The following is a 19,005-nucleotide window of genomic DNA, read 5'->3' as shown; positions in this document are numbered from 1 at the left end:
GATGGAGGCCGATTTCGTCATCGTCGGCGCGGGCAGCGCGGGCTGCGCCATGGCCTATCGCCTGTCGGAGGCGGGCGCCTCGGTCATCGTGATCGAGCACGGGGGCAGCGACTTCGGGCCGTTCATCCAGATGCCCGGCGCGCTGTCCTTCCCGATGAACATGCCGCGCTACGACTGGGGCTACCGCAGCGAACCCGAACCGCGGCTCAACAACCGCCGCCTCGCGACGCCGCGCGGCAAGGTGGTGGGGGGGTCGTCCTCGATCAACGGCATGGTCTATGTCCGCGGCCACGCGCGCGACTACGACACCTGGGCCGATATGGGGGCGTCGGGCTGGGGGTTCGCCGACGTGCTGCCCTACTTCAAGCGGATGGAGCACTGGCACGACGGCGGGCACGGCGGCGATCCGACCTGGCGGGGCACCGACGGGCCGCTGCACGTGTCGCGAGGGCTGAGGGACAATCCGCTGGTGCGGGCCTTCGTCGCCGCCGGGGTGCAGGCGGGATACGAGGCGACGGGGGATTACAACGGCGAGAAGCAGGAAGGCTTCGGGCCGATGGACGCGACGATCTGGCGGGGGCGGCGGTGGTCGGCCGCCAACGCCTATCTGCGCCCCGCGCTGAAGCGTCCGAACTGCACGCTGGTCAACGGGCTGGCGGAGCGGATCGAGATTTCCGAGGGGCGCGCGACGGGCGTGCGCGTCCTGCGGCGCGGACGCCCGGAGGTCATCGGCGCGCGGCGCGAGGTGATCGTCGCCGCCTCCTCGATCAACTCGCCGAAGCTCTTGATGCTTTCGGGCATCGGGCCCGCAAAGCATCTGGCCGAGCACGGGATCGACGTGGTCGCCGACCGCCCTGGCGTGGGCGGCAACCTCCAGGACCACCTCGAAGTCTATGTCCAGATGAAGTCGAAGCTGCCGGTGTCGCTGTTCCGCTACTGGAACCTCGTCGGCAAGGCCTATGTGGGCGCGCGGTGGCTGACTCTCGGCACCGGGCCGGGGGCGAGCAACCAGTTCGAGAGCGCGGCCTTCGTCCGCTCGGCCGCGGGGATCGAGTACCCGGACATCCAGTACCACTTCCTGCCGATCGCCGTGCGCTACGACGGGCGCGCCGCCGCGCAGGGGCATGGGTTCCAGGCCCATGTGGGGCCCATGCGATCGACCTCGCGGGGGACGGTGCGGCTGCGCTCGGGCGACGCGAAGGCGGCGCCGGAGATCCGCTTCAACTACATGAGCGAGGACCGCGACTGGGAGGAGTTCCGCACCTGCATCCGCCTGACGCGCGAGATCTTTTCGCAGGCGGCCTTCGCGCCCTATGCCGACGGCGAGATCCAGCCGGGGCCGCAGGTGCAGAGCGACGCGGAGATCGATGCCTTCATCGCCGAGCACGCCGAGAGCGCCTATCACCCCTGCGGCACGGCGCGGATGGGGCGGCGCGACGATCCGGGCACGGTGGTCGACCCCGAGTGCCGGGTGATCGGGGTCGACGGCCTGCGCCTGGCCGACAGCTCGGTCTTTCCGCGGATCACCAACGGCAACCTCAACGCGCCGTCGATCATGGTGGGCGAGAAGGCCTCGGACCACATCCTCGGGAAAACGCCGCTGCCGGCCGAGAACGTGCAGCCCTGGATCAACCCCGCCTGGGCCACGGCGCAGCGCTGAGGCTGGACGCGGCGCCCCGGAACGCCTAGCTGACAGGGCATGACAGAGAACACCGACATCGCGCTGGAGCAGCGCAAGGGGTTGCCGGACGCGCTGCGCGTGCTGGCCGACAGCATGCCGCGCGCGACCTGGGAGTCGCATCCGAAGTTCGACGGGCTGACGCGCTTCTGGATGGAGCGGCACCTGATGTTCCGCGAGCTGCTGGGCCGTCTTCAGGCGGGGACCGAGGGGTTCCTCTCGGGCGAGGCCGAGGCGATGGCCTATGGTCGCGAGACACAGCGCTACGCCGCCTTCCTTCTGAACCAGCTGCACGAGCATCACCACATCGAGGACCACCACTATTTCCCGCAGATGCGGCTGATCGAGCCGCGGCTGGAGCGCGGGTTCGAGATCCTCGATGCCGATCACCACGCGCTCGACGGGCATATCCACGACCTCGCGCGCGGGACGGAGGCGGTGCTGCGCGCCCTGCCCGAGGGCAAGGGGCAGGATCCGGCGGGGGCGCTGCGGGCGCAGCTTGCGGGCTTCTCGGCCTTCCTCGACCGGCATCTGGAGGACGAGGAGGACCTGATCGTGCCGGTGATCCTGAAGCACGGGCTCGGGTGATGAAGTTCTTCGACGTGCAGCTGCCGTTCTTCATCCCGCTCTGGCGGCGGGTCGTCACGGTGGCCGTCTGCCTGCTCTGGGCGCTGGTGGAGGTCAGCCAGGGTGCCTGGCTCTGGGCGGCGCTGTTCGGCGGCACGGGGCTGTGGCTGGTGCACCAGTTCTTCGTGGTTTTCGATCCGAAGGACCCGGACGAAACCTAGTCGCGTCGATCGGCCGAAGCCGGGGCCCGGGCCGCGGGCCGCCCCATGGGCGGACTTGGGCGGCTGCCGTCAGATGTTTGAGGAAAGCGGAGTTTGGGAAACTCCGCGCGCACCCGCGGAGACGTCGCGCCCGGCGGCAACGCCGGGCAGCCCCCGACCGCCCCGTCACGCCGAAGGCGTGCCTCCGGCACGACGGGCGGGGGCTTCTCCCCCGCCCGCGGTCGGGGGCTGCCCTATGTGCGGAGCGGAGCGGTTGTCATCAGGATGCGCGACACCAAGCGGAGTTTGGGAAACTCCGCGCCCACCCGCGGAGATGTCGCGCCCGGCGGCAACGCCGGGCAGCCCCCGAACGCCCCGGGGGCGAGGCGGTGGTGTTCGTTGGCAGCAGACCGCGGAGTTTGGGAAAATCCTGGTACTTCTCCCGAAATGTCTCGCCGGGTCTGCCCCGCGGTCTGAGCTGGGGATGGCTGAAGCCCGTGCGCCCTCAGCCCGCCTCGACCCTGTCCTTGAACCGGGTGAAGAACTCGTCCGAGAGCCGCCGCGCCACGCCGTCGATCAGGCGGTTGCCGAGCTGGGCCAGCTTGCCGCCCACGGCGACGTCGGCGACATAGGACAGCTCGGTGCCTTCCTCGACCTCGGCCAGCGCCACGTTCGCGCCGCCCTTGGCGAAGCCCGCGACGCCGCCCTTGCCCTCGCCCTCGATCCGGTAGCTTTCGGGGGCGTTGACGTTCACCAGTTGCACCACGCCCCTGAAGGTCGCCTTCACGGGGCCGATCTTCTGCTTCACCGTGGCCTCGAAGCCTTCCTCGGGCGAGCCGGTCAGCTCTTCGCAGCCCGGGATGCAGGCCTTCAGCGTCTCGGGATCGTTCAGGTGCTGCCAGACCGTCTGACGGTCGGCCTTGATGATGCGGTTGCCGCTGAGTTCCATGGGCTTTCTCCCTGCTTCTGGCGAAGGAGTAGCGCCGATGTGCCGTGCGGTAAAGCGCCGCGGTTTCCGACTTCGGTATAGGTGCCCGCGCTCAGCCCTCGACCGTGTAGGGCAGCGCGCCGCGGCGGTTCGGGTCGATGGAGAGGCGGCGCTCCAGCGGCGGCACGGCGCGCTGGTGGCAGTGGCGGCGTTCGCAGATGCGGCAGGAGATCCCGATGGGCTCGAACGCCGCGGGATTGCCGAGGTCGAGCCCGTCGCCGTAGACCAGCTGGCCTGCATGCTTCACCTCGCAGCCGAGTGCGATGGCGAAGCGGCGGGTGGGGGCGTCGAAGGCGCCGCCGGACTTGCTGACGTCGCGGGCGAGGGAGAGGTAGCGCAGGCCGTCCGGCGTCTCGGCCAGCTGGCGCAGGAAGCGTCCCGGCGTCTCGAAGGCGCGGTGGACGTTCCAGAGCGGGCAGGCCCCGCCGAAGCGCGCGAACTGGAGCTGCGTGGCCGAGTGCCGCTTGGTGATCGTGCCCGCGGGATCGACGCGGACGAAGAAGAAGGGGATGCCCTTGGCGCCGGGCCGTTGCAGGGTCGAAAGGCGGTGGGCCACCTGCTCGATGCTGGCGCCGAAGCGGTCGGCCAGGCGTTCGAGGTCGTGGCGCATCTCGGCCGCCCTTTCGAGGAACGCCGTGTAGGGCATGAGCGCCGCGCCGGCGAAGTAGTTGGCGAGGCCGAGCTTGGCGATGGCGTGGCTTTCGGGCGAGTGGAAGCGGGCGCGGGCGAGGATCTCCTCGAACAGGTCGTTGCGGGTCAGCAGCGCCAGCTGGTGCAGCATCTGGAACGCCCGCGTTTCGGGCGGGGCACGGCGCGAGAGGATCAGCCGTCGCGCCGCGGGATCGAACCGGCGGATCAGGTCGGTGTCCTCGAGCGTCACGGCGACGCCATGGGATTCGAGCAGCGCGACAGGGTTCGATTGCGCGGTTCGTGCAAGTTTCTCGGCGTCACGATCGACGGTGTCGATGTAATTGTCGCTGTAGTGAAAGAAGTCCCGCACCTCCTCCCATGGGCTGGGCTGCACGGTGCCGCCGTCGCGCCCGAGGGCTTCGTCCAGGATCGCGAGGCGTTCGTGGCTCTGGCGGTAGCTGCGGTGGAGTTCGAGGAAGGCGCGGACGAGGCCCGGGGCGTTGGACGCGGCGAGGCGCAGGTCGGCGAGCGGCGGCGCCTCGTCGCCGAAGAGCGAATCGGCCAGCGCCTCGCGCATGTCCGAGACCAGCCGTTCGCTGTCGCCGCTCGACAGCTCGGTGACATCGTAGCCGAATTCGGACGCCAGCGAGAGCACGACGCCGGTCGAGACCGGACGGTGGTTGTTCTCCATCTGGTTCAGGTAGGGCAGGGAGACCTGCAGCTTCTCGGCAAAGGCCTTCTGGGTCAGGGCGAGGCGGGTGCGGATCTCGCGCAGCTTCTGGCCCGCGTAGAGTTTCTGCTGCGCCACGATGCCCCCCGGTTTGCAGGCGCGAGGCTAGCTTTGCAAACTTCGCCGCGCAAGTCCGCGCAGGCTCAGGCGGCGGTCATCGCCCGGTCGCGGCGCACGGTGTAAAGCGCGCTGACCATGGAGAGGGCCGAGGTGATCGACATCAGCCACAGGAGCGGCGCGGCGCCGGTCCCCGCGGTCAGCAGGTGGCCCGCCAGCACCGACAGCGCGGCCCCGCCGCCGATCATGATCGCGCCGCCGAGGCCCGAGGCCGAACCGGCGAGGCGCGGGCGGACGGAGAGCATGCCGGAGGTGGCGTTCGGCAGCACCATGCCGTTGCCGAGACCGACGAAGATCATGAAGCCGAAGAAGGTGAAGGGCCCGCTGAGGCCGAGAAGCGCGATCAGCAGCGAGGTCATCAGCCCGAAGGCCGAAAGCGACGAGCCCCAGACGATCATCGCGTTGATCCCGAAACGCACCGAGTAGCGGCCGGTGATGAAGTTCCCGGCCATGTAGCCGATGGCGGGCGCGCCGAAGAACAGCCCGAGGGTGGAGGGCGACATGCCGTAGACCTCGGTTCCGACATAGGGCGCGCCGCCGAGGTAGGCGAAGAAGGCGCCCGAGGTGAAGGCGGCCGACAGGCAGTAGCCCCAGAAGCGACGCGAGCCAAGGAGCTCGGGGTATTCGCGCAGCTGGTCGGCGAAGCTGCCCGCGCGGCTGACGGCGGTCTCGCCGAGGTCCCGCCAGACGATGACCTGCACAAGGATGCCGAGCAGGGCGAGGACCAGGAAGGTCGCCTTCCAGCCGTAGAGCGCGTCGAGCGCGCCGCCGACGGCGGGGGCGATCATCGGCGCGACGGCCATGCCCATGGTGACGTAGCCGATCATCGAGGCGGCCTGGTCCTGGGGGAACATGTCGCGCACCACCGCGCGGCTGAGGACGAGGCCCGAGATGACGATGGCCTGCACGACCCGCAGCGCGAGGAAGATCTCGACGGTGGGGGCGAAGATGCAGGCGAGCGAGGCGGCGATGAAGACGGCGCCGCCGAACAGGATCACCGGGCGGCGGCCGTAGCGGTCGGAGACGGGACCGATGAACAGTTGCAGCACCGCGTTGCCGGCAAGGTAGAAGGCGACCGACAGCTGCATGGTGGCGTAGTCGGTGCCGAAATAGGCGGTCATCCCCGGCAGCGAGGGCAGGAACATGTTCATCGCCAGCGCCGAGATGCCCGCGAGCAGGATCAGGGTCGAGATGTGCGGGGGCGTGGTACGGTCGAGAAATCGTACGGCAATCTTGTCGGTCATGGAGCGGAATTAGACTGCCGCCCGCGACTCGTCCAGCCTGTCCTTTGCGCGCGGCTATTCCGCGAAGATGAACCACGCGCCGAGGGCGATCAGCGCGAAGCCGACGAGGTGGGTCCAGCGCAGGGATTCCCCAAGGTATAGCGTGGAGAAGGCGACGAAGACGGTCAGGGTGATGACCTCCTGGATCGTCTTCAGCTGGGTCGCGGTGAAGTGGCCTTAGCCGATGCGGTTGGCGGGCACCTGGAGGGCGTATTCGAAGAAGGCGATCCCCCAGCTGACGACGACGACCAGGGCAAGGGGCGCGGCCTTGAACTTGAGGTGGCCGTACCAGGCGAAGGTCATGAAGACATTGGACATCAGCAAAAGGCCGATGGTGGCGACGGGGGCGGGGATCTGCATGGGGCGCACCGGATGTGGGAAGGGCTTGCCTCCCCGTGCTAGCGAAGGGCGGCAGGGAAGGCGAGGGGTGTTGGTTTTGCAATTTGAAACGACGCGCTGCAAAGCGATTTGCAAATATTCCCGATGCCGCTTTCCGGTTGTGGCGCCTTGGCTTATGAAGGGTCAGGCACAGCGAAAGGGGCCCGGGCGATGAAGGACATTCTGGAGCAGCTCGAGGGGCGGCGCGCCGAGGCGCGGCTTGGCGGCGGGCAGAAGCGGATCGACGCGCAGCACGCCAAGGGCAAGCTGACGGCACGCGAGCGGATCGAGCTGCTGCTCGACGCCGACAGCTTCGAGGAGTTCGACATGTTCGTCACCCACCGGGCGACGGATTTCGGCATGGCCGAGAACAAGGTCGCGGGCGACGGCGTGGTGACCGGCTGGGGCACGATCAACGGGCGGCAGGTCTATGTGTTCAGCCAGGACTTCACGGTGCTCGGCGGCTCGCTGTCCGAGACCCATGCGCAGAAGATCTGCAAGGTCATGGACATGGCGATGCAGAACGGCGCGCCGGTGATCGGGCTGAACGATTCCGGCGGCGCGCGGATCCAGGAAGGCGTCGCCTCGCTTGCCGGTTATGCCGAGGTGTTCCAGAGGAACGTGCTGGCGTCGGGCGTGGTGCCGCAGATCAGCGTCATCATGGGGCCCTGCGCGGGGGGCGCGGTGTATTCTCCGGCGATGACCGACTTCATCTTCATGGTCCGCGAGTCGAGCTACATGTTCGTCACCGGCCCCGACGTGGTGAAGACCGTGACCAACGAGGTCGTGACGGCCGAGGAGCTGGGGGGCGCCGCGACCCACACCCGCAAGAGCTCGGTCGCCGACGGGGCCTTCGAGAACGACGTGGTGGCCCTGACCGAGGTCCGGCGGCTGGTCGATTTCCTGCCCGCGAACAACCGCGCGAAGCCGCCGGTGCGGCCCTTCTTCGACGATCCGGGGCGGATCGAGCCGAGCCTCGACACGCTGATCCCCGACAACGCGAACACGCCCTACGACATGAAGGAGCTGATCGTTAAGCTCGCCGACGAGGGGGACTTCTACGAGATCCAGGCGGAGTTCGCGAAGAACATCCTGACCGGCTTCATCCGGCTGGAGGGGTCCACCGTCGGGGTGGTGGCGAACCAGCCGATGGTGCTGGCGGGGTGCCTCGACATCGATTCCTCCCGCAAGGCGGCGCGGTTCGTGCGGTTCTGCGACGCGTTCGAGATTCCCCTTCTGACGCTGGTAGACGTGCCGGGCTTCCTGCCCGGGACCGGGCAGGAGCTGGGCGGCGTCATCAAGCACGGCGCGAAGCTGCTGTTCGCCTACGGCGAGGCGACGGTGCCGAAGGTGACGGTGATCACCCGCAAGGCCTATGGCGGGGCCTATGACGTGATGAGCTCGAAGCATCTGCGCGGCGATCTGAACTACGCCTGGCCGACGGCGGAGATCGCGGTGATGGGGGCCAAGGGGGCGACCGAGATCCTGTACCGCAGCGAGCTGGGCGAGCCCGAGAAGATCGCGGCGCGCACGGCGGAATACGAGAGGAACTTCGCCAACCCGTTCAAGGCGGCAGAGCGGGGGTTCATCGACGAGGTGATCCTGCCGCATTCGACGCGGAAGCGGCTCTGCCGGGCCTTCGCGTCGCTCCGGGGCAAGCGGCTGAGCAACCCGTGGAAGAAGCATGACAACATCCCGCTCTGACGTGGCGCCTGCGGAACGGTTCCGCGCCGGTATCGCGCAAGCGCGATGCGAGGGCTGTCTGCCCTCGCGCTCCCGAGGATATTTGGAAAGCAAAGATGGGGGGTGTGGGGGGATCCTGCGCGCCGTCCTCTCCCTGGCCGGGGGAACCTTCGGTTCCGGTGGCGGTTTTGGGCGCGAAGGAGATTGCGATGACCAAGGATCACGGACCGAGCGTCAAGGACGACGACACCTACGAGGCGCTGCGCGACGAGGGGGCGAGCAAGCAGAAGGCTGCGGCGATCGCCAACGCCCAGGCCTCGGATCGGCAGCATCCCTCGAAGAAGGGCGGCAAGGCGCCGGCTTACGAGGAGTGGACGAAGGACGAGCTCTACGAGCGGGCGCAGGAGCTCGACATCGAGGGGCGCTCGGACATGGACAAGGACGAGCTGATCGCGGCCTTGCGCAACGGCTGATCGCGACGCTTGCGCTGTGCCTCGCGGCGCAGGGCGCGGCGGGCGAGGTGGTTCCGGCGGTGCCCGTGCCTTCGGGCATGGCGGTGACGTTCCACGACATCGTGCGCGGCGCGCCGGGCACCGGGCTGACCTACCGGTTCCGCTTCATCGCGCCCGAGATCGCGGCCGGTGTGCCCTTCGAGGTGGCGGAGAAGGACATGGCCTTCCTCTGCGAGAGCTACGTGCTGCCGCGGCTGGCGGAGATCGGGCCGCGGCCCGCGCGCGTCATCGTCTCGGTCTCGGACCGGCCCGTCGTCTTCGGCGAGATCACCCCCGAGGCGGTGCAGTTCTTCGAGGCCTACGAGCCCGGGGACGGCGCCTGCATCTGGGAGGCCTTCTGATGGCGGGATGCGGCTTTCTCCCCTCGGCTGGACGGTTTTCCGCCTATGATGCAGCCGCGCCACAGCGCACCTGCTTGCGTGGCGCCCCGTATCAATCCAACAAGGGCTGCGGTAATGTCTTCCGAGGTTTCCCCCCGGAGACCCGAACCTCGTACCCCGGGACGGCAGGCAGAGCCCTTGTCGCCCAGAATTCATTCAGGAGCTACAGATGTCCAACATCGTCAAGATCGTCATGTGCCTCGGTCTCGTCGCCGTCGCCTCGGCCTGCGCCAAGAAGCAGGAAGAGGTCGTCTATGCCGATCCCGCGCCGCTCACGGTCGAGCCGACCTATACCGGCAAGTACAAGTAATCGACGCCCGGGGCGGGCCTTCGGGCCCGTCCCGCCGCCGCGCGGCGCGGCCCTCCGGAGGCCATTGCCATGATCAAGCACCGCGGCTTTCCCGGCCGCCTTCCGGGCACCGATTTCCAGTTCACGATCCGCCGCGCAAACCCGAAGGGCGCGACGCCCCTCGTCGCGCGCGAGCGGTTTCCGGACCGGCGCGCGGCCGACCGGCGGGCCGATGCGGGCTTCCTTCTGGCGCTTTGCCAGCAGTTCGGGGAAGAGCCCTTCGCCCGCGGCAACCTCGACGCGGGGCGGCTGTCCTGGCTGTTCGGCCGCGAGGTCGTGGCGGCCGAGGATCCCTTCGATCCCGAGGATTACGACGCGCTGCTGCGGGTGGATTTCGCCCGTGCCGCGGCGAGCTTTCCCGAGATCTTCGAGTGAGGATCGGCGCCTTTCAGCCGCCCGCCGCGCCCGTTCGGCAGGATCCGGCCGGGCATGGGGGCCGGTCGAGATCCCGCTTTGCCGGGGCCGCGGGTGCGGGCAGTGTGGCCCGCGGGGGCGGCGCTTGCAGCACGGGCGCCGCTTCGCATTGTCAATACCGTTACCCTTCCCCTTGGCGGTTCGGATCCTTCGGGACCGGGCCGCTTTTTTCCTGCCGTTTCAACGGGAGGTTGCGGCTTGGGCAAGGAGTCGCCGGTGGGTCGGCGCGGCAGAATTCTGCCGTTGCGGGGGAACCCGCGGCGCCGTTATGTGCTGTCACGACGACCCATAACAATCACGCAGGCACATCCCCATGCAGAAACTCGCCTTCCTTGCCTTTGCGGCAGCCCTCGGTCTTGCCGGTTGCACGAATAACGCCGACCTCAACCGCGCCGCGATCGGTGGTGCCGGTCTGGGTGCCGCGGCGGCGCTCACCAACAACAACGTCGGCACCGCTGTCGCCATCGGCGCCGCGGGCGGCGCGCTGTGCGACGATGTCGTGCCGGAGCTCTGCCCCCGCTGACGCGACCCTCGCGGCCATCGCGCCGCGGACCGCAGTCGTTTCGAACGCCATCCGGGCCGCGTGCCCGGGTGGCGTTCTTCGTTTCCGCCCCCCCGTCGAGAGCGCCCGCGAAAGGGCGCCGGAAAGGACCTGCCGATGTTCAAGAAGATCCTGATCGCCAACCGGGGCGAGATCGCCTGCCGGGTCATCAAGACCGCGCGGCGCATGGGGATCGCCACGGTGGCCGTCTATTCCGACGCCGACCGCAACGCGCTGCACGTGCGGATGGCGGACGAGGCGGTGCACATCGGCCCGGCGCCCGCCAACCGGTCCTACATCGTGATCGACAGGATCATGGCGGCGATCCGCGAGACGGGGGCCGAGGCGGTGCATCCGGGATACGGGTTCCTGTCGGAGAACCCGAAGTTCGCCGAGGCGCTGGCGGAGGCTGACGTTGCGTTCATCGGGCCGCCCGCGAAGGCGATCGAGGCGATGGGCGACAAGATCACCTCGAAGAGGCTGGCGGCGGAGGCCGGGGTGTCGACCGTGCCCGGCTACATGGGGCTGATCGCGGACGCGGACGAGGCGGTGCGGATCTCGGGCGAGATCGGCTATCCGGTGATGATCAAGGCCAGCGCCGGGGGCGGCGGCAAGGGGATGCGCATCGCCTGGAAGGAAGACGAGGTGCGCGACGGCTTCCAGTCCTCGAAGAACGAGGCGGCGAGCAGTTTCGGCGACGACCGGATCTTCATCGAGAAGTTCGTGACCCAGCCCCGGCACATCGAGATCCAGGTGCTGGCCGATGCCCATGGCAACACGGTCTACCTGAACGAGCGGGAGTGCTCGATCCAGCGGCGGAACCAGAAGGTGATCGAGGAGGCGCCGTCGCCGTTCCTCGACGAGGCGACGCGCAAGGCGATGGGAGAGCAGGCCTGCGCGCTGGCCTCCGCCGTGGGATACACCTCGGCCGGGACGGTGGAGTTCATTGTCGACGGGGAGCGCAACTTCTACTTTCTGGAGATGAACACGCGGCTTCAGGTTGAGCATCCGGTGACGGAACTGATCACCGGCATCGACCTGGTCGAGCAGATGATCCGGGTGGCGAACGGCGAGACGCTGTCGATCACGCAAGGCGACATCGGGATCAACGGCTGGGCGATGGAGAGCAGGCTCTATGCCGAGGATCCGTACCGCGGGTTCCTGCCCTCCATCGGACGGCTGACGCGGTATCGGCCCCCGGAGGAGGTGGCGGAGGCGGATCATGCGGTCCGGAACGACACGGGCGTGTTCGAGGGCGGCGAGATCTCGATGTACTACGACCCGATGATCGCCAAGCTCTGCACCTGGGGGCCGGACCGGGCGGCGGCCATCGAGGCGATGCGCGTGGCGCTGGACAGTTTCGAGGTCGAGGGGATCGGGCACAACCTGCCGTTCCTGTCGGCGGTGATGGACCATCCGAAGTTCACCTCGGGCGACATCACCACGGCCTTCATCGCCGAGGAGTACCCGGAGGGGTTCAACGGGGTCGAGTTGCCGGAGGCCCAGCTGCGGCGCGTCGCGGCGGCGGCGGCGGCGATGTACCGGGTGGCCGAGATCCGGCGCACGCGGGTCTCGGGGCGGCTCGACAACCACGAGCGGAAGGTGGGCAGCGACTGGGTGGTGGACCTTCAGGGCGTGCAGTTCCCGGTGACGGTGAAGGCGGACCGGGCGGGGGCGACGATCGCCTTTGCCGACGGGGCCGAGCATCGCGTCGCCTCGGACTGGACGCCGGGGGACCAGCTGGCGCGGCTCGACGTGGACGGGACGCCGCTGGTGATGAAGGTCGGCAAGATCACCGGGGGATTCCGGCTGCGGACGCGCGGCGCCGACCTGGATGTGCGGGTGATGAGCCCGCGCCAGGCCGAGCTGGCCGCGCTGATGCCGGTGAAGGCCGAGGCGGACACGTCGAAGCTGCTGCTCTGCCCGATGCCGGGGCTGATCGTGAAGGTCAACGTGGCCGAGGGCGACGAGGTGCAGGAGGGGCAGGCGCTTTGCACCGTCGAGGCGATGAAGATGGAGAACATCCTCAGGGCCGAGCGGAAGGGCCGCGTCAGCAAGATCAACGCGGCGGAGGGCGACAACCTGGCGGTCGACGATGTCATCATGGAATTCGAGTGAGCCCGTGGGCGGGCAGGGCTGGATCGGGCCTGCCATCATCGCGGCCTTCATCGGGGCCGCGGTCAGCGTCGGCGGCTGGTTCGTCAACAGCCAGCGGGAGCGGGCGCGGGAGTCGCGGCTGAGGCGCGAGCGGATGCGCGACGTCCAAAGCGCGCTGGCGGCGGAAATCCTGCCCTACATGGACGCGCTGGAGCTGTTCGACCTGACGGATCACCTGAGCCGCACGGTGGACCGGATGCGCGCCGACGAAGGCTTCGTGCCGCTGGTCCCGACCGAGCGCAACGACACCGTGTTCCGCGCAATCCTGCCGGACATCCACATCCTGCCAGAACCGGTGATCCGGCCGGTCGTGCGGTACTATTCGCAGCTGTTCGCCATCGAGGCGATCATCGGCGACCTGCGCTCGGAGGCGTTCCGGGCCCTGTCTGCGGAGCGGCGGGAGGCGATCTATGCCGACTACATCAGCATGAAGATCCAGGCCCTGAAGCTGGGCCGTGCGGCGGTGGAGAGCATAGAGGCGTCGCTGGGGCCGGCCGATGGCTGACCTGTCGCGGTTCGGTATCCAGATCAGTATCCCGGGCGCGGGCCTGTCTGACCGGCGATCGGGACGGGTTTCTGGCGCGTGTCGGACATGGAAAACCCCTTCCTTGCGTGCCCTGAAGATAGGCGCGCGGGGGCGCGGAATCAAGCGCGGCCGCGCTCAGTCGTGCAACGGACGCTGGTTCATCTCGCGTTGGCGCATGGGCATCTTGTCGATCACCCGCGTCAGCTCGCGCACGTCCCAGGGCAGCGGTTTCCTGAGCTTGATATCGCCGTCCTTGCCGAGCAGCGCCAGCATGAAGCCGCGCGGACGCAGCTTCCTGCGCACCTCGGACGGGTTGGCCGGATCGGTGTCGGTTATGACGACGATATCGCGCTCGACCAGCGCCTCGGGGCGGGCGCGCAGCAGCGTCATCTGGTCCTGGAAGGCCGGGTCGGCGTCGGAATTGGCGAAGACGATCACCGGTCGGGCGACCCACTGGAAGGCGGCAAGGTCGACCTCGGCGCCGCTGAACTCGGTGGTCGGGTCGGCTTGCCAGCGGGCGACGGGATCCTCCACGGCACTCTCCTGGGTCTGGGACGCGGGCACGGTCTGGGCGACGGCGGGAAGGCCGGGCAGGGCGGCGAGGGCCGCAAGGACCATGGGGAACAGCTTCGGGCGCATCGTCTCTCCTCTTCGCGGAGAATATAGGACGGACGGACACGAAAACACAGGGTTCTGCGGCAGCGGGGCGCGCCTGCGTTCCCGCGCCGCGGCGACCTTCGGCGAGAAAAGGGGAGTGGCATGAGCGACTGGAAGAAGACGGCGGAGAAGGAGCTCAGGGGGCGGCCGCTGGAGGATCTGACCTGGCACACGGCGGAAGGCATCGCCGTGGCGCCGGTCCACGGCCCCGAGGCGCTGGAAGGGCTCGCGCACACCGGCTCCATGCCCGGCCTGCCGCCCTACACCCGCGGTCCGAAGGCGACGATGTATGCCGGGCGGCCCTGGACGATCCGCCAGTATGCAGGCTTCTCCACCGCCGAGGAGAGCAACGCCTTCTACCGCCGGAACCTCGCCGCGGGGCAGCAGGGGGTTTCCGTCGCCTTCGATCTGGCGACGCACCGCGGCTACGACAGCGATCACCCCCGGGTCGAAGGGGACGTGGGCAAGGCGGGGGTCGCCATCGACTCGGTCGAGGACATGAAGATCCTGTTCGACGGCATCCCGCTGGGTGAAATCTCCGTGTCGATGACCATGAACGGCGCGGTGATCCCGGTGCTGGCCTCCTTCATCGTCGCCGGTGAGGAGCAGGGGGTGGACCGCTCGGCCCTGTCGGGGACGATCCAGAACGACATCCTGAAGGAGTTCATGGTCCGGAACACCTATATCTATCCGCCCGAGCCGAGCATGCGGATCGTCGCCGACATCATTGAATTCACCGCGAAGGAGATGCCGCGGTTCAACTCGATCTCGATCTCGGGCTACCACATGCAGGAGGCCGGCGCGAACCTCGTGCAGGAGCTGGCCTTCACCCTCGCAGACGGCAAGGAATACGTGAAGGCGGCGGTGGAGCGCGGCATGGACGTGGACGACTTCGCCGGGCGGCTGTCGTTCTTCTTCGCCATCGGCATGAACTTCTTCATGGAGGCGGCGAAGCTTCGTGCGGCACGGTTCCTGTGGCACAAGATCATGCAGGAGTTTTCGCCGAAGAAGCCGGGCTCGTCGGTGCTGCGCACCCATTGCCAGACGTCGGGGGTGAGCCTCGCCGAACAGGATCCCTACAACAACATCGTGCGCACGGCCTACGAGGCGATGAGCGCGGTATTGGGCGGTACCCAGTCGCTGCACACGAACTCCTTCGACGAAGCCATTGCCCTGCCGACGGATTTCTCGGCCCGGATTGCCCGGAACACGCAGCTGATCCTGCAGCACGAGACGGGGGTGACCAAGGTCGTCGATCCGCTGGCAGGCTCGTATTACGTCGAGAAGCTGACGGCGGACCTGATCGCCGAGGCCGAGAAGCTGATCGCGGAGGTGGACGAGATGGGCGGGATGACGAAGGCGGTGGCCTCGGGCATGCCGAAGCTCCGGATCGAGGAGGCGGCGGCGCGCAAGCAGGCGGCGATCGACCGCGGCGACGAGGTGATCGTCGGCGTGAACCGGTTCCGGCTGGAGAAGGAGGACGACCTCGACGTCCGCGTGATCGACAACGCGGGCGTGCGGGCCTCCCAGGTGGCGCGGCTGGAGAAGATCCGCGCGACCCGCGACGCCGCCGCCTGCGACGCGGCGCTGAAGGCGCTGGAGGAGGGCGCGCGGTCGGGCACCGGCAACCTGCTGGCGCTGGCGGTGGAGGCCGCGCGGGCGCGGGCGACGGTCGGCGAGATCTCGGAGGCGATGGAGCGGGCTTTTGGGCGGCACCGGGCGGAGGTGAAGACATTGGCAGGCGTCTACGGCTCGGCCTACGAGGGCGACGAGGGATTCGCGGCGATCCAGAAGGACGTGGAAGCCTTCGCCGAGGAAGAGGGACGGCGGCCGCGGATGCTGGTCGTCAAGATGGGCCAGGACGGCCACGACCGGGGGGCGAAGGTGATCGCCACCGCCTTCGCCGACATCGGCTTCGACGTCGACGTGGGGCCGCTGTTCCAGACGCCTGAAGAGGCGGCGCAGGACGCTGTGGACAACGACGTGCACGTGATCGGCATCTCGTCCCAGGCGGCGGGGCACCGGACGCTGGCGCCGAAGCTGGTGCAGGCGCTGGAGGCGGCGGGGGCAGGCGAGATCCTGGTCGTCTGCGGCGGGGTGATCCCGCAGCAGGACTATGCCTTCCTGAAGGAGGCGGGGGTTAAGGCGATCTTCGGGCCCGGCACCAACATCCCCGCGGCGGCGCGCGAGGTTCTGGACCTGATCCGGGCGGCGCGGGGCTGAAGCGCCGCAGGGGGCTTCCGCCCCCCTTGCCTTCGGCAATTCCCCCCGAGGATATTTGGAAAGCAAAGATGGGGGGCGGGGGGACTTGTCGTGCCTTCCGGACCGGCGGAGCGGAGAGAGGATGCGGATGTTCGAACTGGATCACCTGGCGGTGTCGGCGGCGAGCCTGGCGGATGGGGTGGCCTTCGTGGAGGCGGCCCTCGGCGTGACGCTCGCGCCGGGCGGGGTGCACGAGGCGATGGGCACGCACAACCGGCTGCTGTCGCTGGGGCCGGGGCTTTACCTGGAAGTGATCGCCGTCGATCCCGCCGGGCGGGATCCCGGGCGGCCGCGGTGGTTCGACCTCGACCGGTTCGAGGGCCCGCCGCGGCTGACGAACTGGATCCTGCGCTGCGACGACCTCGCGGCGGGGCTGGCGCGGGCCCCCCGAGGGACCGGGGAGATCATGGCGCTGAGGCGGGGCGACCTGGCCTGGCGCATGGCGGTGCCAGCGCGCGGCGTGCTGCCCTTCGACGACCTTGCTCCCGCGCTGATCCAGTGGGAGGGCGCCGCCCATCCCGCGGCCCGGCTGCCCGAGGCGGGCTGTCGGCTGGAAGGGCTGGAGGTGCGCCATCCGCGGGCCTCCGCCCTGGCGGAGGTCTTCGGGGATGTGGCGGGCGTGTCCTTCACCGACGGACCGGCGGGGCTTCGCGCGCGGTTCGCCACGCCGAAGGGGCGCGTCGTGCTGGACTGAGGCGGGTGGCCGGGGCCTCGGGCGGCATGGTCGTGCCGGGCCGGGGGCGGGCCGGTCCGGCGGGCTGCGACTCTTCGCACAGATTGTTGTCATGGCACGGTTTTCTCCTGACAGCCGGGGACGGGCGGGATAGGGTGGCGGCCATGTCGATCTGGCGCAGGATAGCGGACGCGGTTTCGGCCCTTGCCAGCGGCGAGGGCCTCAGTTCCGTGTTCGAGAGGCTGCGGGCGCCCCCCGAACGCTCGGTGGTCTTCACCATCGCGGTGATCGCGCTCGGCGCGAAGATGGCCAAGGCCGACGGCACCGTGACGCGCAGCGAGGTGACGGCCTTCCGCGAGGTGTTCCACATCCCCGAGGCGGAGGAGGCGAACGCCGCGCGGGTGTTCAACCTGGCCCGGCAGGACGTGGCAGGGTTCGAGGAATACGCGCGCCGGATCAGCCGGATGTTCCGCGATCCCGCGGGGCGGGCGGCGCTGACAGACCTGATCGAGGGGCTGTTCCACATCGCCGTGGCCGATGGCCGCTATCACCCGGCCGAGGACGAGTTCCTGCAGCGGGTGGCGGGGATCTTCGGGCTGGGCGAGCGGGAGTTCCGCGCCGTCCGGGCGCGTTTCGTCCCGGATGCGCGGCCCGATCCCTGGGACGTGCTGGGGGTTGCGCCCGATGCGCCGCTCGACGAGGTGAAGGCGGCCTGGCGGCAGCTGGTGCGCGAGAGCCACCCGGACCGGATGCTGGCCCGCGGCGTGCCGGAGGAGGCGGTGCGCCTGGCCGAGAAGCGGCTGATCGCGGTCAACCGCGCCTGGGAGGAGATCAGCAGCGGACACCCCGGCTGAGTGCGGATCGCGACCTACAACGTCGAGTGGTTCGACAGCCTGTTCGACCGGCATGACCGGCTGATCGAGGACAACGCTTGGTCGGCGCGCTGGAACGTGACCCGGCGGGCGCAGGCGATGGCGCTGGGCGTGGTCTTCGCCACGCTCGACGCCGACGCGGTGATGGTGATCGAGGCGCCGGACCACGGGCGGCGCCGCTCGACCGTCCGGGCGCTGGAGCGGTTCGCGGCGCGCTTCCGCCTCCGGGCGAGGAAGGCGCTGATCGGCTTCCCGAACGACACCCAGCAGGAGATCGCGCTGATGTACGATCCCGACGTGCTGGAGGCGCGGCACGATCCGCAGGCCGCGCCCGACGTGCCGCGGTTCGACACGAGCTTCCTGCTGGACCTCGACACCGATGCTCGGCCCGAGGCGGTGGTCTGGTCGAAGCCGCCGCTGGAGGTGGCGCTGCGCTCTGCGGCGGGGAAGGAGCTGCGGCTGATCGGGGTCCATGCCAAGAGCAAGGCGCCCCGCGACGCCCCGACCCCCGAGGCGGCGCTGCGCGACGCGATCGCCAACCGCAGGAAGGGGCTGGCGCAGTGCATCTGGCTTCGCGCGCGGGTGGACCGGCACCTGGCGGCGGGCGAGCCGCTGATCGTGCTCGGGGATTTCAACGACGGTCCCGGGCTTGACGAATACGAGAAGCTGTTCGGCCGCTCAGGGGTCGAGATCGTGCTGGGGGAGAACGGCGCGGCGCGGCTGTTCGATCCGCACGCCCATGCGATCCTCGCGCGGCGCGGCGGGGCGGCGCCGACCTCGGCGCGCTTCTGGATCCGCGAGGAGGAGCGGTGGCTGCAGGCGCTGCTCGATTACGTCATGGTCTCGCCGGACCTCATGGCGCACGATCCGCGCTGGCGGATCTGGCACCCGTTCGAGGACGCGGCCTGTTTCCGCGACAGCGCCCTGCGCGAGGCGTTGCTGACCGCTTCGGATCACTTCCCCGTGACGCTCGACATCGACATATGAGCTTCCGACTCGTCGGGCCGGGTGCTAGCCTCCGGGCGATGAAACGCCTTTCGATCCCTCTTCTCGCCGCGCTGCTGGCGCTGTCCCCCCTGGCCGCCCCGGCGCAGGACGATGCGCCCCAGGGCGGCATGGGCGAGGGGCTGGACCTGCTGGGCGAGGGGGCGAAGACCTTCCTTCGGGGGCTGATGGAGGAGTTCGGACCGTCGATGCGCGAGCTGGCGCAGCAGCTTCGCGACCTCGAGTGGAACGGCGTCTCGATCGGCGATCTCAGCAACTACGAGGCGCCCGAGGTGCTGGAGAACGGCGACATCCTGCTGCGGCGGAAGGAACCGAAGGTCACCGTCAGCCCGGACGAGAACCCCGAGATCGACCTCTGAGGCTCGGGCCAATCCGAGGCCAGGCTCAGGCCAGTCTCAGCCCG

Annotated in this window: 20 protein-coding genes and 1 pseudogene; 16 read left to right on the top strand and 5 right to left on the bottom strand. The window is 69.2% G+C overall.

Annotation, left to right across the window (positions count from 1 at the left end; all coding sequences use genetic code 11):
- Position 1 precedes the first annotated feature (1 nt).
- The 3 genes from betA to A7B20_RS11830 are packed head-to-tail and all read left to right on the top strand — an operon-like array spanning position 2 to position 2,466.
- Positions 2-1,660, top strand: a complete 1,659-nt coding sequence (gene betA / locus A7B20_RS11840) for a choline dehydrogenase (RefSeq protein ID WP_102108790.1) — start codon at positions 2-4, stop codon at positions 1,658-1,660.
- A 39-nt stretch (positions 1,661-1,699) separates the two neighbouring features.
- Positions 1,700-2,266: a hemerythrin domain-containing protein gene (locus A7B20_RS11835; protein ID WP_102108789.1), complete on the top strand. Its 567-nt coding sequence runs from the start codon at positions 1,700-1,702 to the stop codon at positions 2,264-2,266.
- The gene (locus A7B20_RS11830) at positions 2,266-2,466 is read left to right on the top strand and encodes a hypothetical protein (RefSeq protein WP_342747258.1); all 201 of its coding nucleotides are present in this window, start codon (positions 2,266-2,268) and stop codon (positions 2,464-2,466) included. The genes A7B20_RS11835 and A7B20_RS11830 overlap by 1 nt, the downstream gene beginning before the upstream one ends.
- 484 nt (positions 2,467-2,950) lie before the next feature.
- On the opposite strand, the gene A7B20_RS11820 is transcribed toward A7B20_RS11830, so the two are convergent.
- From A7B20_RS11820 to A7B20_RS11805, 4 genes and pseudogenes are all read right to left on the bottom strand, one after another.
- Entirely contained in the window at positions 2,951-3,394 is a 444-nt protein-coding gene (locus A7B20_RS11820; RefSeq protein WP_102108787.1) for an SRPBCC family protein, read from the bottom strand.
- A gap of 91 nt (positions 3,395-3,485) precedes the next feature.
- On the bottom strand, positions 3,486-4,871 hold the full coding sequence (locus A7B20_RS11815; RefSeq protein ID WP_102108786.1) for a helix-turn-helix domain-containing protein: 1,386 nt from the start codon (positions 4,869-4,871) through the stop codon (positions 3,486-3,488).
- Positions 4,872-4,936: 65 nt separating this feature from the next.
- A complete protein-coding gene (locus A7B20_RS11810) occupies positions 4,937-6,154 on the bottom strand; it encodes a multidrug effflux MFS transporter (RefSeq protein ID WP_102108785.1) in 1,218 nt (405 codons plus the stop codon).
- 54 nt (positions 6,155-6,208) lie between these two features.
- Positions 6,209-6,553 (bottom strand): annotated as a pseudogene (locus A7B20_RS11805) (DMT family protein).
- Between the two features lie 189 nt (positions 6,554-6,742).
- Between A7B20_RS11805 and A7B20_RS11800 the strand changes: the two are divergent.
- The 8 genes from A7B20_RS11800 to A7B20_RS11770 all read left to right on the top strand — a co-directional run bounded on the left by A7B20_RS11800 (position 6,743) and on the right by A7B20_RS11770 (position 13,112).
- Entirely contained in the window at positions 6,743-8,275 is a 1,533-nt protein-coding gene (locus A7B20_RS11800) for an acyl-CoA carboxylase subunit beta (protein ID WP_102108784.1), read from the top strand.
- 188 nt (positions 8,276-8,463) lie between these two features.
- Positions 8,464-8,727, top strand: a complete 264-nt coding sequence (locus A7B20_RS11795) for a DUF7218 family protein (protein ID WP_102108783.1) — start codon at positions 8,464-8,466, stop codon at positions 8,725-8,727.
- Positions 8,728-8,774: 47 nt separating this feature from the next.
- Complete coding sequence (locus A7B20_RS11790; protein WP_281260099.1) at positions 8,775-9,107, top strand: DUF6497 family protein; 333 nt, start codon at positions 8,775-8,777, stop codon at positions 9,105-9,107.
- A gap of 208 nt (positions 9,108-9,315) precedes the next feature.
- On the top strand, positions 9,316-9,456 hold the full coding sequence (locus tag A7B20_RS21420; RefSeq protein ID WP_172961003.1) for a hypothetical protein: 141 nt from the start codon (positions 9,316-9,318) through the stop codon (positions 9,454-9,456).
- Positions 9,457-9,525: 69 nt separating this feature from the next.
- Positions 9,526-9,870, top strand: coding sequence for a hypothetical protein (locus A7B20_RS11785; protein WP_102108781.1), 345 nt, complete (start codon positions 9,526-9,528; stop codon positions 9,868-9,870).
- Positions 9,871-10,222: 352 nt separating this feature from the next.
- Entirely contained in the window at positions 10,223-10,432 is a 210-nt protein-coding gene (locus A7B20_RS11780; RefSeq protein WP_102108780.1) for a hypothetical protein, read from the top strand.
- A gap of 135 nt (positions 10,433-10,567) precedes the next feature.
- A complete protein-coding gene (locus A7B20_RS11775) occupies positions 10,568-12,568 on the top strand; it encodes an acetyl-CoA carboxylase biotin carboxylase subunit (protein ID WP_102108779.1) in 2,001 nt (666 codons plus the stop codon).
- Positions 12,546-13,112, top strand: coding sequence for a hypothetical protein (locus A7B20_RS11770; protein WP_157937669.1), 567 nt, complete (start codon positions 12,546-12,548; stop codon positions 13,110-13,112). Before A7B20_RS11775 ends, A7B20_RS11770 begins: the two co-directional genes overlap by 23 nt.
- A 156-nt stretch (positions 13,113-13,268) precedes the next feature.
- Here the strand turns inward: A7B20_RS11770 and A7B20_RS11765 are convergent, their stop codons facing one another.
- Entirely contained in the window at positions 13,269-13,772 is a 504-nt protein-coding gene (locus tag A7B20_RS11765; protein WP_102108777.1) for a DUF4174 domain-containing protein, read from the bottom strand.
- A 120-nt stretch (positions 13,773-13,892) separates the two neighbouring features.
- Here A7B20_RS11765 and scpA point away from each other — a divergent pair, with 120 nt between their 5' ends.
- The 5 genes from scpA to A7B20_RS11740 all read left to right on the top strand — a co-directional run bounded on the left by scpA (position 13,893) and on the right by A7B20_RS11740 (position 18,961).
- A complete protein-coding gene (gene scpA / locus A7B20_RS11760; protein ID WP_102108776.1) occupies positions 13,893-16,013 on the top strand; it encodes a methylmalonyl-CoA mutase in 2,121 nt (706 codons plus the stop codon).
- Between the two features lie 127 nt (positions 16,014-16,140).
- The gene (locus A7B20_RS11755) at positions 16,141-16,746 is read left to right on the top strand and encodes a VOC family protein (RefSeq protein WP_102108822.1); all 606 of its coding nucleotides are present in this window, start codon (positions 16,141-16,143) and stop codon (positions 16,744-16,746) included.
- Between the two features lie 143 nt (positions 16,747-16,889).
- Positions 16,890-17,579: a molecular chaperone DjiA gene (locus A7B20_RS11750; protein WP_102108775.1), complete on the top strand. Its 690-nt coding sequence runs from the start codon at positions 16,890-16,892 to the stop codon at positions 17,577-17,579.
- Positions 17,580-18,584, top strand: a complete 1,005-nt coding sequence (locus A7B20_RS11745) for an endonuclease/exonuclease/phosphatase family protein (protein WP_102108774.1) — start codon at positions 17,580-17,582, stop codon at positions 18,582-18,584.
- A 38-nt stretch (positions 18,585-18,622) separates the two neighbouring features.
- Complete coding sequence (locus A7B20_RS11740) at positions 18,623-18,961, top strand: AAA+ family ATPase (RefSeq protein ID WP_102108773.1); 339 nt, start codon at positions 18,623-18,625, stop codon at positions 18,959-18,961.
- Positions 18,962-19,005 lie beyond the last annotated feature (44 nt).

The organism is Oceaniglobus roseus (assembly GCF_002869745.1).
Taxonomy (GTDB): domain Bacteria; phylum Pseudomonadota; class Alphaproteobacteria; order Rhodobacterales; family Rhodobacteraceae; genus Oceaniglobus; species Oceaniglobus roseus.
Note: the sequence above shows the minus strand (reverse complement) of the source record. Positions and strands in the feature narration are given on the sequence as shown.

Bases quoted from the DNA above. Each gene is read 5' to 3' on its own strand.
- A7B20_RS11810 (WP_102108785.1), bottom strand. From the start codon at position 6,154: ATGACCGACAAGATTGCCGTACGATTTCTCGACCGTACCACGCCCCCG.
- A7B20_RS11785 (WP_102108781.1), top strand. From the start codon at position 9,526: ATGATCAAGCACCGCGGCTTTCCCGGCCGCCTTCCGGGCACCGATTTC.
- A7B20_RS11800 (WP_102108784.1), top strand. From the start codon at position 6,743: ATGAAGGACATTCTGGAGCAGCTCGAGGGGCGGCGCGCCGAGGCGCGG.
- A7B20_RS21420 (WP_172961003.1), top strand. From the start codon at position 9,316: ATGTCCAACATCGTCAAGATCGTCATGTGCCTCGGTCTCGTCGCCGTC.
- A7B20_RS11770 (WP_157937669.1), top strand. From the start codon at position 12,546: ATGTCATCATGGAATTCGAGTGAGCCCGTGGGCGGGCAGGGCTGGATC.
- A7B20_RS11820 (WP_102108787.1), bottom strand. From the start codon at position 3,394: ATGGAACTCAGCGGCAACCGCATCATCAAGGCCGACCGTCAGACGGTC.
- betA (WP_102108790.1), top strand. From the start codon at position 2: ATGGAGGCCGATTTCGTCATCGTCGGCGCGGGCAGCGCGGGCTGCGCC.
- A7B20_RS11795 (WP_102108783.1), top strand. From the start codon at position 8,464: ATGACCAAGGATCACGGACCGAGCGTCAAGGACGACGACACCTACGAG.
- A7B20_RS11830 (WP_342747258.1), top strand. From the start codon at position 2,266: ATGAAGTTCTTCGACGTGCAGCTGCCGTTCTTCATCCCGCTCTGGCGG.
- A7B20_RS11775 (WP_102108779.1), top strand. From the start codon at position 10,568: ATGTTCAAGAAGATCCTGATCGCCAACCGGGGCGAGATCGCCTGCCGG.
- A7B20_RS11780 (WP_102108780.1), top strand. From the start codon at position 10,223: ATGCAGAAACTCGCCTTCCTTGCCTTTGCGGCAGCCCTCGGTCTTGCC.
- A7B20_RS11765 (WP_102108777.1), bottom strand. From the start codon at position 13,772: ATGCGCCCGAAGCTGTTCCCCATGGTCCTTGCGGCCCTCGCCGCCCTG.
- scpA (WP_102108776.1), top strand. From the start codon at position 13,893: ATGAGCGACTGGAAGAAGACGGCGGAGAAGGAGCTCAGGGGGCGGCCG.
- A7B20_RS11835 (WP_102108789.1), top strand. From the start codon at position 1,700: ATGACAGAGAACACCGACATCGCGCTGGAGCAGCGCAAGGGGTTGCCG.
- A7B20_RS11750 (WP_102108775.1), top strand. From the start codon at position 16,890: ATGTCGATCTGGCGCAGGATAGCGGACGCGGTTTCGGCCCTTGCCAGC.
- A7B20_RS11755 (WP_102108822.1), top strand. From the start codon at position 16,141: ATGTTCGAACTGGATCACCTGGCGGTGTCGGCGGCGAGCCTGGCGGAT.
- A7B20_RS11740 (WP_102108773.1), top strand. From the start codon at position 18,623: ATGAAACGCCTTTCGATCCCTCTTCTCGCCGCGCTGCTGGCGCTGTCC.